Raw genomic sequence first — 15,901 nt, 5'->3', positions numbered from 1 at the left:
CCCGACCGTTCAGAGTTTTACGGCGCGCGTCCGCCAGAGCAGATAGACGAAGTACGGAGCGCCGATCAAAGCCGTCAGCAGCCCCGCCGGGATCTGCGCCGGCGCCAGCAGCGTCCGCCCGAGGCTGTCCGCGACACTCACCAGTACTGCGCCCAGCAGCGCCGCGACCGGCAGCAACCGCGCATGCCGTGCACCCACCAGAGCCCGCGCAGCATGCGGAGCAACAAGGCCGACGAAACCCACGACCCCGATCGCCGAGACAGCGGCAGCCGTCATGAGCGCGGCGCCGCCCAGAGCGATCAGCCGGGTCCGCTCCAGCCGTACGCCGAGGATGCGCGGGATGTCGTCGTCCAGCGAGAGCAGGTCCAGCTCACGGCGAGCCCACACGATCACCGGCGTGAGGACCAGCAACGCGGCCGCGACCGGGATCACCTGCGGCAACGTCCGTCCGTAGGTGCTGCCGGACAGCCACGTCATCGCCAGGGCGATGTTCCACGGGTCGGCGTAGATGATGACGAAGGTGATGATCGCGGTCGTCGCCGACGAGACGCCGACCCCGATCAGCACCAACCGGTCCGAACTGAGCCCACCCCTCCAGGAGACCAGATAGACCAGCGCGAAGGTGGCCAGTGCCGACGCCGCGGCGACGCCGGACAGCAGCCAGATCCCGGCCGTCGGGACGGCCAGCAGGACGATGACGGCGCCGACTCCGGCACCACCGGTGCTGCCGAGGATGCCAGGCTCGGCCAGCGGGTTGCGGCAGACGGCCTGCACGGTGGCACCGGCGATCGCGAGCGCCGCCCCACACAGGACGGCCGACAGAACGCGGGGGAAGCGCTGGTCGAGCACGTAGGTGATCGCGCGGCCGGACCGGCCGTTGATCCAGTTGACGATGTCGCCCGTCCGCAGGAACGCGTCGCCCGCGAGCATCGCAAACACGAGCGCGCCAACGAGAAGGATGGTCAGCGTGCCGGTGACGATCCAGAACGTCCGCAAGGTCCGCAGCCCGCTGCCGCCACCACCGGCCTGTTGCCGGCTGGGACCGGAGTCGCGGAATCGGCGAGCCAGCCACACCAGCACAATCGCGCCGACGAGCATGGTCATGATGCCGGTCGGGATCTCCACCCCGGCCTGACCGCCGAGGATCGCCCGCAGTACGACGTCTGACGCGAGCACCACCAAGATGCCCGCCAGCCCTGAGAGCGGGAGCAGCACCCGGTGGCGCATCAGCCCGGGGACGAGCGGGGCGACCAACCGGACCAGCACCGGCGCGACCAGGCCGACGAATCCCACCGGACCTGCGACAGTGACCGCCGCGGCCGAGAGCAGCACCGTCACCAGGGTGATCAGCACACGGGTCCGACGAACCCGGACGCCGAGCACGGCGGCCGTGTCGTCGCCCAGGGCAAGGATGTCCAGCTTTGCCGCCAGCATCATCGCGCAAAAGATGCCAAGGGCAACGACCGGCGCCATCTGCTTGACCGCGTCGAGGTCGGTCTGCACCAGCGTGCCGCTCCCCCACGCGAACGTGCCGATCGTCTGTTCGCGGTACAGCAAGAGCAGCAGCGTGGTCAGCCCGGCCAGCGCCATCGCGACGGCCGACCCGGCCAGGATCAACCGCGTCGGGCCGGCAGTACCACCCGCCGACAGCCCCAGCACCAGTACTGCGGCCGCCAAGCCGCCGAGGAAGGCAACCCCGCCGGACGGGAGCGTCGGCAGTGAGATTCCGAAAGCGGCGAATACCACAACCGCCAGGTAGGCGCCCGCGTTCACGCCGAGCGTGTCCGGCGAGGCGAGCGGGTTGCGGGCGAGGGACTGGAGCCCGGCGCCCGCAACTCCCAGCGCCAACCCGACCAGTACTCCGGCCAGCAGCCGGGGCAGCCGCGACGCGACGAGCACGTTCGCGGAGTTGTCGGTGCCCTGGCCGATGGCCAGCCTGAGCAGGTCCCCGGCGTTCACCGAGGACGTGCCCTGCGTCAGGTGGATCGCCGCCAGCAGCACCAGCGCGACGAGTGCCACGGCGAACACGCCCACCACCCGCACCCGGCGTACCGGTTCCAGCGGCGCGGTGGTGACGTCCTGCCGCGGCGCGGTCAGCTGGGTCAAGAGGTGACTGCCTGCACCGTCGCGTCGATGAACTGCTCGGTCGACTTCGGCCCGCCGAACATCCAGATACCGTCCGCCAGCCGGTGCACGTTACCGCTCTTCACGAACGGCAGGTTCTTCCAGATCGCGTTCTTGGCCAGGTCCGCGCCGAACACGTCGCCGCCGTCGGTGTCGTTGGCGATGTAGAGGAACTCGCCGTCCTTGAGCTTGGTCAGGCCCTCGATGTCGGTCGAGGCCAGGCCGTAGTCCTTGTCCCCGGCACCGGTCCAGGCGTTCTTCATGCCCAGCTCGTTGGCAACCGCACCGAGCAGCGAACCCGACGTGTACATCCGGATCGAGATCGTACTGCCTTGCTTGTACCCGTCGGACATCGTGTACGGCGTACCGGCCTTGCCCGCGGCGGCGATCTTCTGCTTGCCCTCGGCAAGCTTCTTGTCGAAGTCGGCGAGCACCGTCCTGGCCTGGTCGGTCTTGCCGACGGCCTGGCCGATCAGCTCGACGATCGCCTTCATCTGCGGGATCGGGTTCTTCGCGTCGGCGCCGCGGACGACCAGGACCGGCGCCGCCTTCTCCATCTGCGCGATCGCGCTCGGCGACTCGTCGGTCGTGGTGATGATCAGGTCGGGGTTCAGCGCGACGATGGCGTCGACGCTGGACTCACCGCGGGTACCGACGTCCTTGACCGAGTCGTCGAGCTTCTCGGCGCTCACCCAGGCCTTGTACCCCTTGGTGTCGGCGACGCCGACCGGCATCACGCCGAGGGTGATCAGGCTCTCGACCACGCCCCACTCCAGGCCGACCACCTTGACGGCCGGCGCCTTGAGGTCGATCTTCTTGTTCCGCGCGTCGGTGACGGACACCGGCTGGGCGGTCGCACTGCTGTTCGCCTGCGGGGTGACGTTCTCGCTGGTACCGCAGGCGGTGAGAGCCAGTACCAGAACGGCAGCGGCCAGGGCGGTGACTCGTTTCATCAGGACCTCAGTCGGTTTGTTCAGTGGGTTTTGAGGAGGGGTCGGTGCAGATGCCTGCCGACCGGTTGGGTGCTGACCAGCCCGGTCGACGGGTCGGTGCTGACCTCGATGCGGATCCCGTAGGTCTCGGACAACGCGTCCGCCCGCAGTACTTCGGCCGGCGTACCGGTGGCGCGGATCGTGCCCTTGTCGAGCAGCGCGATCCGGTCCGCGACGGCGGCGGCCTGGTTCAGGTCGTGCAGCACGACGCCGACGGCAACGCCGTGGTCGTCGGCCAGGTCGCGCATCAGGTCGAGGATCTCGATCTGGTAGCGCAGGTCGAGAAAGGTGGTCGGCTCGTCGAGCAGCAGGACGCCGGTGTCCTGCGCCAGACAGGTGGCCAGCCAGACGCGCTGGAGCTCACCACCGGACAGTTCGTCCACGGCCCGCTCGGCCATCGCGGCGACACCGGTGACGCCCATCGCGTGGCTGATCGCCCGGTTGCCGTCGGGATCGTCGTGCCGCCAGCGCCCGCGGTACGGATGCCTGCCGTACCCGACGACGTCGCGCACACTGACCCCGTTCGGGGTCGGCCGCGACTGTGAGAGCAAGGTCACGCGGCGGGCGAACTCCTTGGACGACAAGGCAAGAGCCGAGTCACCGCCGGGGAACTCGATGTCCCCCGCGTCGGGCTTGTGCAACCGGGCCAGGGCACGCAGCAGCGTCGACTTGCCACTGCCGTTCGGGCCCACGAGCGCGGTGACAGCAGCAGGCGCGATCGCCAACGAGGCCCCGTCCACCACCTGCTTCCCGTGATACCCGAGACAAAGCCCAACCCCAGCCAGCCCCACAGACTCCCGCATGGCCCGAAGGATAGCCTCACCTTAACTACCAATGTCAGCCTCACAACCAGCAACCACCCGACTACAGTTCCGGCTGCATTTCGGCGCCCGTCAGAGGGTGGCGGCTAGTTCGGTGCCTTGGGCGATGGCTCGTTTGGCGTCTAGTTCGGTGGCTAGGGCGGCGCCGCCGATCAGGTGGGCGGTGGTTAGAGAAGCGGCTAGGTCGCGGACGGATTCTTGGCCGGCGCAGATGACGATGGTGTCTACCGGGAGGACTCGGGGGTTCTTGTGGTCGGGGCCGAAGGTGAGGTGGAGGCCTGCGTCGTCGATGCGTTCGTAGTTGACGCCGGTGAGTTGCTCCACCCGCTTGTTTTTCAGGGCCGCGCGGTGGACCCAGCCGGTGGTCTTGCCGAGGCCGGTGCCGATCTTGCCGGGCTTGCGCTGGAGCAGGAAGACCTGGCGGGGCGACGGTTCGGGGTGTGGCTCGGTGAGGGCGCCGGGGGCTGAGCGCGGGTCGGTGACACCCCATTCGGCCTTCCAGGCGGCGAGATCCAGGGTCGGGGAGTCCAGGGTGGTGAGGAACTCACTCACGTCCACACCGATGCCGCCGGCACCAATCACTGCGACCGACTTCCCGACCGGCCGGCCATGGCGGACGACGTCGACGTACGACAGGACCTTCTCGTGGTCGATGCCGGGAATCGACGGGATGCGCGGGACGACCCCGGTGGCGAGGATCACCTCGTCGAAGCCTGCCAGGTCCGCGGCGACGGCCCGGTGACCGAGATGTACCTTCACGCCGGTCAACTCGAGTCGGCGTTCGTAGTACCGGATGGTCTCGGCGAACTCTTCCTTGCCCGGGATCCGCCGGGCGATGCCGAACTGGCCGCCGATCTCGTTGTCGGCTTCGAACAACTCGACCTCGTGCCCACGTTCGGCCGCGGTCACCGCCGCGGACAGTCCCGCGGGGCCGGCGCCGACCACGGCGATCCGGCGGGTACGACGAGTCGGCAGGAGCACCAGTTCGGTTTCGCGAGCGGCTCGGGGGTTCACCATGCAGCTCGCCTTGCGCTTGGCGAAGACATGATCCAGGCAGGCCTGGTTGCAGGCGATGCAGACGTTGATCTCGTCCGCCCGGTTACTCGTTGCCTTGAGCACCCACTCCGGGTCGGCCAGGAACGGCCGGGCCATGCTGATCAGATCCGCGTCGCCGCGCGCCAGCACCTCTTCGCCGACCTGCGGCAGGTTGATCCGGTTCGAGGTCACCACCGGGATCTTCACGTGCGGCCGGAACGACGCCGTGATCGAGGTGAACGCCGCGCGCGGCACCGACGTGACGATGGTCGGCACCCGCGCCTCGTGCCAGCCGATCCCGGTGTTGATGATCGACGCCCCGGCCGCCTCGATCTCCTTGCCCAGCGCAACGACCTCGTCCCAGTCCTGCCCACCTTCGACCAGGTCGGCCATCGAGAGCCGGTAGATGATCAGGAAGTCCGGGCCGACTCGTTGCCTGATGCCCCGGACGATCTCGACGGCTAGCCGGCGCCGGTTCTCCGCGCTGCCACCCCAGCGATCCGTGCGCTTGTTGGTGCGCTCGGCAAGGAACTGGTTGATGAAGTACCCCTCGGACCCCATGATCTCGACCCCGTCGTACCCGCCCTCGCGAGCCAGCGCGGCGCAGTCGACGTACGCCGCGATCTGTCGCCAGACGCCGCGGTCCGACAGCGCTCGCGGTTTGAACGGGTTGATCGGCGCCTTCAGAGCCGACGCCGAGACGCTGAACGGGTGGTAGGCGTAGCGCCCCGCGTGCAGGATCTGCAGAGCGATCAACCCGCCCTCGGCATGCACAGCATCGGTGACCAGCCGGTGCCCGCGGGCTTCCCGGCGCGAGGTCAGCTTCGAGCCGAAAGGCGTCAGCCAGCCGGTCCGGTTCGGGGCGTAGCCGCCGGTGACGATCAGGCCGACGCCGCCGCGAGCCCGCTCGGCGAAGTACGCGGCGAGCTTGGGCAGGTCCTTGGCGCGGTCCTCGAGACCGGTGTGCATCGAGCCCATGATCACCCGGTTCTTCAGGGCGACGTGGCCGAGATCCAGCGGGGCCAGCAGGTGCGGGTACTCGCTCATGCCTTCGCCTCGCTGGCGCTCGGCTCCGGCACGAGCGAGAGCTCGGCTGTGTCATTTGTTCGCTCGCTACGCTCGCTCATGAGGTGCGCTCCGATCGCATCGCCTGAATGACTTCGTCGCACCAGGCCACGAAGGACTCCTCCGCCCGGATGCCTCCGCGCAGTACGAGGTATTGGTGCAGTTCACGGCCGTTGAGCTTGTCCGGCTTCGGGAAGTCGCGTCGCTGGATGCCGCGATAGACCTCCAGCCGAGTCGCATGGTGAGCCCGATGCCGCTCGACTTCCCGCAGTACTGCGGACGTGTCGCCAAGGGACGCCCCACGCAACTTCACCCCCAGCCCGTCGCGCAGGATCGCCGGCTCGACGGGCTCGGCCAGCCAGCGGGTGAGCTCCTCGCGGCCGGCGTCGGAAACCTCGTAGACCTTCTTGTCCGGGCGGCCGTCCTGCGCGATCTCCTGATGGGTCACCCAGCCGGCCTCGTCCATCCGGCGCAGGACCCGGTAGATCTGCTGATGGGTCGCCGGCCAGAAGTACCCGATCGACCGGTCGAAGCGGCGGGCCAGCTCGTAACCGGACCCGGCGCGCTCGGTCAGCGAGACGAGAATCGCGTGCTCAAGAGCCATGTGGCTGACCATACCTATGCAACGAGTTGCACTGCATCTGATTGCAACCCACCTCACACGCCACACCAGGAGGAACCGCTCATCGGGTTGGCTGAAATAGCTGTCAGCCGTGGTTCGCGCGTTGGTTGATCGCGGCGAGCTCGACGGTCTGAGTGATGCGGGTGCGGCGGGTTTCGGGGCGTTTGGCTAGGGCTATCCATTCGAGGATGCGGCGCTTGGAGGACGGCGGGAAGGCGGCGAAGTTCTCGGCGGCCTCCTCGGACCGGTCGAGCTCTGCCTGCAGGTCGGCGGGAATCACGCCGTTCTGTGCCTCAGCCAGGCAGTCCCAGGTGCCGGTACGCCGGGCGAGGTCGATCAACTCCTGACCGGGCGCCTCCATCAGACCAGCGGCGAGCAGTTTCTCGACGCGGTCGCGGTTGACCTGGCTCCAGGTACTGCGCGGATTGCGCGGTGTGAAGGTCTGGTAGGTGCTGGTGTCGTCGCGTCGCAGCGTCTTACTGTCGATCCACCCGAAGCAGAGCGCGTGCTCGACCGCCTCAGCCAGGTTGATGCCACCGCCATCGCGACGAACGATGACCCACACCGACCGCTCGGTCCGCCCGTTCTGCCGCAACCAGTCGCGCCACTCCTCGATTGTCGCCGGCTCGAACGCCTCGGCGTCGGTGACTACCTGCTTGGCCTTGACCTGTGTGCCCATGACAACAGCATGCACCCGATAAATGCTCACCCAATGAGCACTTTGTTCAGAAAAGTACGTCGGCCCGTTCGTGGTCGAGCAGGCGCTGCTTGCGGTCCAACCCGCCGCCGTACCCGGTCAGGCTGCCCGTCGACCCGATCACCCGGTGGCACGGCACGATGATGCTGACCGGGTTCTTGCCGTTGGCCAGCCCGACCGCTCGCGAAGCGCCCGGCACCAGACCGAGTGAGGCAGCGAGTTGCCCGTACGTCGTGACTTCGCCGTACGGGATGTCCTGCAACGCCTCCCACACGCGCTGCTGGAAAGGCGTGCCGGTCAGCTTGAGCGGTACGTCGAAGGTGGTGCGCTCCCCCGCGAAGTACTCCTTCAGCTGCTGCTCGACCTCCGGCAGGATCGAGTCGTCGCGCAACCCGAAGGTCTCCAGCGGCGGAAGATGCCGTTGCTTCTCCATGTAGAGGCCGGCCAGTTCGCCGGTGCCGGCCGCCACCACGGTGAGCGGCCCGATCGGGCTGTCGATCACCGTGTAGGTCACTGCGACGACTCCCACTGCGCGCGGGTGATCCGGTAGAGCACGTGCCGCTCCAGCCGATGGCCCGCGGGCAGCCGCGGGTGGTCGAAGTCCTCGGCGTGCGTCATCCCGATCCGCTCCATCACTCGCTGGGACGGCGTGTTCGTGGTGGCCGTGAACGAGACCAGCTCCTCCAGCCCGGCCGGCCCGAACGCGTACGCCAGCGACGCGCGGGCCGCCTCGGTCGCGTAACCGTTGCCCCAGGCATCCTTCGCCAGCCGCCAGCCGATCTCGACGGCCGGCAGGAAGTGCGCCTCGAAGCGCGGCACCGCCAGACCGGTGAAACCGATGAACTGCCCGGTCTCCTTGACCTCGACCGCCCACAACCCGAAGCCCCGCTCGGCGAACAACGCCTCGGTCCGCTCGATCAGGGCATCGCTCTCGGCCCGGGTGCTCAGCGCCGGAAAGTGCTCCATCACGACCGGGTCGGCGTTCATCGCCGCGAACGGTTCGTAGTCGCTGTCCTTCCACTGCCGCAGCAGCAGGCGGTCGGTGGTCAACTCGGGGCGCTGGTTCAGGGTCATCTCACTCCGCGATCTCGACGGCGGGAATCTTGTTGATGGCATGGTCGCCGGTGGCCCACAGGTACTGCACGGCGTACGCGCGCCACGGCCGCCAGGCCCGCGCGTGCTCCGTCAGCGCTTTGGGTGCCTCCGGCAACCCTAGCTCGCGGGCGGCGTACTTGATGCCCAGATCGCTGGCCACGAAGGCGTCCGGGTCACCGAGCGCGCGCATCGCGATCGACTCGACCGTCCACGGTCCGATGCCGGGCAACGCCGCGAGCTGCTCACGGGCCTTGTCCCAGTCGCTGCCGGCGCCGAGGTCGATCTCTCCCGCGGCCAGCGTGGCGATCAGCGTGGTCAGCGTCGTACGCCGGGACTTCGGAAAGGCGAGCGTCTCGGGGTCGAGCTCCGCCAGCGACTCCATCCGCGGGAACAAGTGCGTCAGGCCGCCACCCGGGTCGTCGATGGGATCGCCGTGCGACTGCACGAGCCGGCTCGCATGAGTCCGCGCCGCAGCCGTCGACACCTGCTGCCCGAGCACAGCCCGTACTGCGAACTCCTCGCCGTCGACCGTGTGCGGCACCCGTCGGCCCGGCGCCTTCTCGATCAGCGGCGCCAGCACGGGATCGGCGCGGAGCAGCTCGTCGACTGCGACCGGATCCGCGTCGAGGTCGAGCATCCGGCGGCAGCGGCTGATCGCGATCGCCAGGTCGCGCTGGTCGGTGAGCGACAACTGACAGGCGATGTGATCCGGCATCGGCCGCAGCGCGACCACGCCGTGCCCGTGCGGCAGCCGCAACGTCCGGCGATAGGCATCGCCACGCCACTCCTCGACGCCCGGCACTCCGGTCGCGATCAGGTGCCCGAACAGGTTGTCCGGCGTCAGCGGCTGGCGGAACGGGAGCCGCAGCGAGATCGTGCCGGGAGTGACGCTCGCGTTCGGGCGCTTGGCCCTGGCGCGCAGCTCGCTCGGCGACAGCGCGAAGACCTCCTGCACCGTCTCGTTGAACGTCCGCACACTCGAGAAGCCCGCCGCGAAAGCGACATCGGCCAGCAGCAGCGAACTGGTCTCGATCAGCAGCCGCGCGGTCTGGGCCCGCTGCGCCCGAGCGAGCGCGAGTGGCCCGGCACCGAGCTCGGCCTGCAACTGCCGCTGCACCTGGCGGACGCTGTAGCCGAGCTGGGCGGCCAGACCCGGTACGCCGTCGCGGTCGACCACGCCTTCGCCGATCAACCGCATCGCGCGCCCGACCAGGTCGGCCCGGTCGTTCCACTCGGGCGACCCCGGGCTGGCATCCGGCCGGCATCGCTTGCAGGCGCGGAACCCGGCCTGCTGGGCAGCCGCGGCACTCGGGTAGAACCGCATGTTCTCGACTTTGGGCGGCACCACCGGGCAGCTCGGCCGGCAGTAGATCTTGGTGGTCAGGACGGCGGTGAAGAACCAGCCGTCGAACCGCGCGTCCTTCGACTGGACCGCTCGCACGCACCGCTCGACGCATTCGTACACGTCCCCCAGCATCCCTGCCGCCACCGACACTTTCTAGCGGTTTTACGCCATCGAGGTGCTCAGCCCGTCGCAGCCTTGCCCGGCCAGTAGCGGAAATACGACCTCAGGACCCCGTGGCGCATTTCCGCGAGCCCGGCGGCTCCCGGGCGGGTCAACTGGAGTCAGTGAAGACCCCACAGGACAACGAGAAAGTGGTACTGAGCAAATGACTGAACTGACTGGCAAGCTGGCGCTGGTGACCGGCGGAAGCCGTGGGATCGGTGCGGCGGTGGCCGTCGCGCTGGCCGAGCGGGGCGCCGATGTGGCGATCACCTACAACAGTTCGCCGGACGACGCGGCCGCGGTGGTCAAGCAGATCGAGGCGGCCGGACGGCGCGGGTACGCGATCGAGGCCGACGCGGCTGATGCGACTGCGGTTGCCGCGGCGGTTACCCGCGCGCACGACGTACTGGGTGGGCTCGACCTGTTCGTCAACAACGCGGGGGTCGGGTCGGTGGGGATGGTCGATGACGTCGCGCTCGAGGAGCTCGACCGGGTCCTCGCGATCAACGTCCGCGGCCCGTACGTCGCGGCGCAGGCGGCGTCCCGCGTACTGGCCGACGGTGGCCGGATGATCCACATCGGCAGCTGCATCGCGGAGCGCAACACCGGGCCGGGGATGAGCCTGTACGCGATGAGCAAGTCGGCGGTGGTCGGGATGAACAAGGGCCTCGCGAGGGATCTCGGTCCCCGCGGCATCACCTCGAACGTCGTACAGCCCGGCCCGACCGACACCGCGATGAACCCGGCCGACGGCCCGTACGCCGAGGCGCAGCGCGCGCACCTGGCTCTCGACCGGTTCGGCAAGCCCGACGAGGTCGCCGCAGCCGTCGTCTATCTGGCCGGCCCTGCCGCCTCGTTCGTCACTGGCACCGAACTGACCATCGACGGCGGCCACTCCGCCTGACAAAACTGTCGGTCCGCCTGACTAGCTTGGCGGCATGCGTTTCTCTGTCACCTTCGGAGCGGTTGGCCCAGGTCGCGATCCCCGCGGCCTGAGCGAACTCGCCCGGATGGCCGAGGACTGTGGCTGGGACGCCGTCTTCCTGGAGGACTACCTGACCTACCAGGGCGACGCGTCCCAGCCGACCTACGACCCCTGGATCTGCCTGGCCGCGATGGCCACCGCAACCGCTCGAATCACCCTCGGTACGACGGTCACGCCGGTGCCCCGCCGTCATCCGTGGAAGCTCGCCGCCGAGGCTGTCGCTCTGGATCACTTGTCAGCCGGCCGTTTCGTCCTGGGCGTCGGGATCGGCGACCCCAACGATCTCTGGGACCAGCCCACCTCCGCCAAGGTGCTGGCCGAACAACTGGACGAGTCGTTGGAGGTCATCTCCCGCCTCTGGTCCGGGCAACCGGTGCATTTCCAGGGCAAGCACTACCGGCTCGACGGTGCGCAGCTGAGCGCGAAACCTCTCCAGCAACCCCGCATCCCGATCTGGGTGGGCGGCAACCTGCTCGTGCCCGCGGTCCGCCGCAGAATCCTTCGCTGGGACGGATCCTGTGCCTACAAGGGCACCCCGGCCGCACCGGAGAAGCTCACTCCGGACGATGTCCGCCTGCTGCTCGCGGAGCGGGCGGCGTTCGTCGTACCGGGGGTGCCGGCCGTGGGGTCTGCCGCCCGTCCGGGCTGTTTCGACATCAAGGTGAGTGGCGGGGATGCCGCGGAGTTCGCCGCGGCGGGGGCGACCTGGTGGGGGCGGTGGATCGCCCCGGGGCCTCGCAGCGAAGCCGAAGCCATCCTCCGAGCGGGCCCGCCGAGCCTGACCTGAGCTTCTGAGCTCCAACCGTTGACAGGGAAAGCAGTTGGGGGTGAGACTGCGAAAGCGTTTGAACGTTAAAACGCTCGTCCTCGGTGCAGCGGAGGGGGTCTGTCGTGGCTACGCTGAAGCAGGTTGCGGCTCATGCGGAGGTTTCGGTGCAGACCGTCTCCAACGCGCTGAACGCACCCCATCGACTCCGGCCGGACACCCTGCGACGGGTGACGCGGTCGATCGAGTTGCTCAACTACCGGCCCAATCGTATCGCGCGCAGTCTGCGGACCAGCGCCGTCGAGCTGATCGGGTACTGCGTCCCCAGCTGGCCGAACGGTCAGGCGCATCTGGTGATGGACCAGTTCCTGCACGCGCTCTGCGCCTCGGCCGAGAGCAGTGGGCGGCACATCCTGCTGTTCACCGCCCCGGTCGGAGTCGAGGGCATGCCGGTGTACGAGGACCTGCACGCACGCCGGCTCGTGGACGGGTTCGTGCTGTCGCAGACCGAGACGCATGATCCGCGGCACGGCTGGCTGAAGGAGCAGCAGATCCCGTTCGTCTCGTTCGGCCGGGTCTGGAAGCAGTCCACCCAGCCCGGCCCGTGGGTCGACGTCGACGGCGCCGGCGGTTGCGCCACCGCGGTCCGCCACCTGCACAAGACCGGGCGGCGCCGGATCGGCTTCCTCAGCTGGCCGAAGACCTCCGGACTCGCGGAGGACCGACTGACCGGCTGGCAGACCAGCTGCCGCGAACTCGGCCTTCCCGCCGGTCGCGAACTCGCCTTCCACTGCCAGGAAGACACCATCGACGAAGGTGCTCGCGGTACTGCGGAACTGCTCGACGCGGATCGCGGGATCGACGCGATCGTTGCCATCAGCGACATCCTTGCTCTGGGCGCGTTGCGCGAACTCACCCGGCGTGGACTCACCGCCGGTGTCGAGGTCGCTGTCACCGGGTTCGACGACTCACCGCTTGCTTCGGTGGTCTCGCCGGCGCTGACCAGCATCCGGCAGCCGATGGACCAGATCGCGACCGAGCTGATCGACATCCTCACCACCCCGGCCCCGGCCGGCGCCACCGAACGACTCCTGCAACCGGAGCTAGTAGTCAGGGGCAGCTCAGCACCTGGCTGACACGAAGGAGAACGTCATGACACTCCGCCCTGTCGGACGAACCAGAAGACAAGTCAGAAGACGGTACGCCGGTGCGGGTGGGTTGATCGCCGCGGCTACTGTCCTTGCGATCAGCGGCATTCCTTCCATCGCTTCTGCTGGAGAGCCGGCATCCGGAGTACAGGCCGCTGAATCCCACGCCGGAGTACAGGCCGCTGAGTTGTCGGAGTCCTCGCGGTTGGAGGATCGGCGGTCGTTGGTGGTGGGGGATCGGGCTTATGCGATGGGGGCCGAGGACGGGTTGTATCCGGCTACCGGGTGGCATACGCGGGGTGAGATGGGTGGGATCTGGACTCCTCCGCTGAAGTTGCTCGACGGGATCTGGTTCGGGGTGGACGGTGCGTGGCTCGGGAAGGACGTCGCGGCTGCGAAGTACACGAGTGGTCACGGCTACCAGCGGATCAGCTATCCGAGCAGCGTCAGTGTCGAGCGCACCGACTTCGTGCCCGACGGCATCCGTGCGACGCTCGTCGGTCTGACGCTCAAGTCCAACCAGGGCAAGACCGTGAAGCTCGACGTCGACGCGCACTCCGAGCTCATGCCGGCCTACCCGTGGGGCGGCACCACCCCCAACGCCGGTCAGACGAACCTTCCAGACAGCGGCTCGTACGCCGACGGCACCCTGCGATTCCGCGACCAGGGCACCCCGCCCGTGCCCAACTCGCCAACGCACGACTACAACGCGATCGTCGGCTCGTCCCTCCGCCCGGTGAGTCACGCACTCGGCCCGAACCACCGAGGCCCTCAGGACCCAGCCGTCATCTGCCCAGCCGACGGTCCGGCGCCCGAGCACTGCGACGACAGCGTCTTCGGCAAGGGCACCGGCGGACGCCTCACCTACACCGTCGACCTCAAGCCCGGCCGTACGACGACCGTGTGGTTCGCCGTCGCCGGATCGGACGACGGCAAGGCGGCCGCGCAGCGCGAGTACAAGCGGGCCATCAGCAACCCGGAGAAGTTGCTGCTGGCAAAGAAGAAGAGCCGTGCCGCGATCGGCGCGATGACCGCGGTAGACCTGCCTGGTGACCGGCTACTGCAGCAGAGTGTCGAGTGGAGCAAGCAGAACCTCGCAGACTCCGTCCAGGAAGCGCGCAACCTGCGGATCCGCGACGTCAACGAAGGCAAGTCGTACCCCGCACCGGTCGGCACCGTCGACGTCGCGCGGTGGTTCGGCGCCGGCTTCCCCGACTACCCGTGGCTGTTCGCAACCGACGGCGAGTACACCTCGTACGCCGCGGTCGCGGCCGGCCAGTTCGACACGGTGAAGCAACACCTGCGGGCCCTGCGCGACGTGAGCGACCTGCTCAACAACCGCAGTGGCAAGGTCGCCCACGAGGTGATGCCGACCGGCGACGTGTACTTCGGCTCCAACACCAGCGCCGGCAACACCGACGAGACGGTGAAGTTCCCCAGCGCCGTCGCGCTGCTGTGGCGGTGGACGGGTGACAACCGGTTCCGCGACGAGATGTACGACTTCAGCGTGCGCAACCTCAAGTACGTCTACCGCGAACTCGACAAGGACAACGACGGCTGGCTCGAGGGACTCGCGAACGTCGAGCGCAGCGGCATGGGCTCGGAGAAGCTCGACAGCACCGTGTACCTCGCCCGCGGCCTGCGCGACCTCGCCGACCTGGCGGCATCGCGCCACGACCGGCCGATCCAGCAGTGGGCGACTGCCAAGGCGAACGACGTGGAAAAGCGGTTCGAGGCGCAGTGGTGGGTCGAGAAGGCCTTCGGGTACGCCGACTCGATCGACGACCCGGCGAACCCCGCGAACGACAACACGCCGATCTTCCAGCGGCACTGGACCGGCGTCACCCCGATGGAGGCCGAGCTGGTCCGCCCGGGCAAGCCGACCACTCCCCTGGCCTCGACCGAGCATGCCAAGATCGCCCTCGACCAGCGCGAGAAGCCTTGTTACACAGGCGAGTTCGGCCTGTTCCACACCGGTACCGGACCGACCTCGGATCCGGCCGGCAATCCGGGCGCGTCGTGCGACACGGTCGTCTCGGCTGTGAAGAGCGAGCGGGCCATCTTCTCGCTCAACACCTCGATCATGGCGGTTGCCGAGGGCAACTTCGGACGGCTCGGCAAGAACCAGCAGCAGGTCTACACCACCGGCAACGCCCGGATCCAGCTGGACCCGAAGGTCTGGGAGACGCCGGGCGCGATGCCGGAGATCGCGCCGTCACCGGACTCCCCCGCGAACATCGACCGGGCCTTCACCGACCGCTCGATGGCGCTGCAGGCCTGGGGCACGTACGGCGTACTGTGGCCGGTCGTGCACCAGCAACTGGGGGTCGACCCGGATCTCGGGCACGGGAAGGTGACCGTCGTCCCGCAGCTTCCGGCGGGCCAGCAGAAGGTAGCCGGGAGCAACATCCGGCTCGGTCGTGGCTCTATCGATGTCGCCGCATCCATTGTGGGTAAGGAGCTTCGGACCGACGTGCGCAGCAAGGGGCTGCGGGCAACCATGACGGTTGGCGCGGTGCTGCCCGCGGGCGCGAAGGTGGGTGCGGTAGCGCTCGACGGTCGCGCGACGCAGTACCAGTTGGTGACGACGGCGCGGGGCACCGAGGTGCGGGTGGCGGCTCGTGGGCCGCACGCGATGCTGCGGATCACTCTTCGCTGAGAGCGCCACCACGAGACCGGCCGGTGCACTAAATGGTGCGCCGGCCGGTTCCGTTATGGGCGGAAAGAAGTGAGCCCCTCCGAGTATGAGTCGGAGGGGCCCACAAGAGCTGAAGGAAGGTGACGTCTCCAGCTTCCCGAACGAATCCGTGGGGCCGGCAAACCCCGTCACCGGTCTACCTCGGTGGGGATCCCCACCGCTAGGGTCCTCGGTTTCCGCTCGACCCACCGCTCCGGAAAGAGCAGCGTGCCGACAGTTCTACTCCCCTGGCGAGGGCCGCACAACCCTTTACTCCACAGAGATTCCGTTAAGGCGGGAACCGCCGCGTGTCGTCCACAGCGAGCACTCAACCGTCCACAGAAATGGGCGAGGTTATACACACCCC

Annotated in this window: 13 protein-coding genes; 4 read left to right on the top strand and 9 right to left on the bottom strand. The window is 68.5% G+C overall.

The features are described from left to right. Positions 1 to 9: 9 nt before the first annotated feature. The 9 genes from AB0F51_RS31865 to AB0F51_RS31825 form a co-directional block, all read right to left on the bottom strand. Entirely contained in the window at positions 10 to 2,106 is a 2,097-nt protein-coding gene (locus AB0F51_RS31865) for an iron ABC transporter permease (protein ID WP_360285824.1), read from the bottom strand. Further along, positions 2,103 to 3,077 (bottom strand): iron-siderophore ABC transporter substrate-binding protein, encoded by a 975-nt coding sequence (locus AB0F51_RS31860; RefSeq protein WP_360285822.1) that lies wholly within the window; start codon positions 3,075 to 3,077, stop codon positions 2,103 to 2,105. Before AB0F51_RS31860 ends, AB0F51_RS31865 begins: the two co-directional genes overlap by 4 nt. Before the next feature lie 20 nt (positions 3,078 to 3,097). Then, complete coding sequence (locus tag AB0F51_RS31855; protein WP_360285820.1) at positions 3,098 to 3,919, bottom strand: ABC transporter ATP-binding protein; 822 nt, start codon at positions 3,917 to 3,919, stop codon at positions 3,098 to 3,100. Positions 3,920 to 4,009: 90 nt separating this feature from the next. After that, a complete protein-coding gene (locus AB0F51_RS31850) occupies positions 4,010 to 6,019 on the bottom strand; it encodes an NADPH-dependent 2,4-dienoyl-CoA reductase (protein WP_360285819.1) in 2,010 nt (669 codons plus the stop codon). Between the two features lie 76 nt (positions 6,020 to 6,095). After that, on the bottom strand, positions 6,096 to 6,641 hold the full coding sequence (locus tag AB0F51_RS31845) for a PadR family transcriptional regulator (protein WP_360285817.1): 546 nt from the start codon (positions 6,639 to 6,641) through the stop codon (positions 6,096 to 6,098). Positions 6,642 to 6,744: 103 nt separating this feature from the next. Then, entirely contained in the window at positions 6,745 to 7,338 is a 594-nt protein-coding gene (locus AB0F51_RS31840; RefSeq protein WP_360285816.1) for a YdeI/OmpD-associated family protein, read from the bottom strand. A 46-nt stretch (positions 7,339 to 7,384) separates the two neighbouring features. Next, positions 7,385 to 7,870 (bottom strand): methylated-DNA--[protein]-cysteine S-methyltransferase, encoded by a 486-nt coding sequence (locus tag AB0F51_RS31835; RefSeq protein ID WP_360285815.1) that lies wholly within the window; start codon positions 7,868 to 7,870, stop codon positions 7,385 to 7,387. After that, positions 7,867 to 8,430, bottom strand: coding sequence for a GNAT family N-acetyltransferase (locus tag AB0F51_RS31830; protein ID WP_360285814.1), 564 nt, complete (start codon positions 8,428 to 8,430; stop codon positions 7,867 to 7,869). The genes AB0F51_RS31835 and AB0F51_RS31830 overlap by 4 nt, the downstream gene beginning before the upstream one ends. A gap of 1 nt (position 8,431) precedes the next feature. Next, a complete protein-coding gene (locus AB0F51_RS31825) occupies positions 8,432 to 9,940 on the bottom strand; it encodes an AlkA N-terminal domain-containing protein (protein ID WP_360285812.1) in 1,509 nt (502 codons plus the stop codon). 181 nt (positions 9,941 to 10,121) lie between these two features. On the opposite strand from AB0F51_RS31825, the gene AB0F51_RS31820 reads away from it, so the two are divergent. The 4 genes from AB0F51_RS31820 to AB0F51_RS31805 all read left to right on the top strand — a co-directional run bounded on the left by AB0F51_RS31820 (position 10,122) and on the right by AB0F51_RS31805 (position 15,516). Then, the gene (locus tag AB0F51_RS31820) at positions 10,122 to 10,862 is read left to right on the top strand and encodes an SDR family oxidoreductase (protein WP_360285810.1); all 741 of its coding nucleotides are present in this window, start codon (positions 10,122 to 10,124) and stop codon (positions 10,860 to 10,862) included. Between the two features lie 34 nt (positions 10,863 to 10,896). Continuing rightward, on the top strand, positions 10,897 to 11,730 hold the full coding sequence (locus AB0F51_RS31815) for an LLM class flavin-dependent oxidoreductase (protein WP_360285809.1): 834 nt from the start codon (positions 10,897 to 10,899) through the stop codon (positions 11,728 to 11,730). A 104-nt stretch (positions 11,731 to 11,834) separates the two neighbouring features. Further along, complete coding sequence (locus AB0F51_RS31810; RefSeq protein ID WP_360285807.1) at positions 11,835 to 12,845, top strand: LacI family DNA-binding transcriptional regulator; 1,011 nt, start codon at positions 11,835 to 11,837, stop codon at positions 12,843 to 12,845. Positions 12,846 to 12,861: 16 nt separating this feature from the next. Then, positions 12,862 to 15,516, top strand: a complete 2,655-nt coding sequence (locus tag AB0F51_RS31805; RefSeq protein WP_360285805.1) for a glycogen debranching protein — start codon at positions 12,862 to 12,864, stop codon at positions 15,514 to 15,516. The last annotated feature ends 385 nt before the right edge of the window (positions 15,517 to 15,901 follow it).

It is taken from the genome of Kribbella sp. NPDC023855, assembly GCF_040639475.1.
Taxonomy (GTDB): Bacteria; Actinomycetota; Actinomycetes; order Propionibacteriales; family Kribbellaceae; genus Kribbella.
This window is presented reverse-complemented; position numbering and strand designations above follow the sequence as displayed.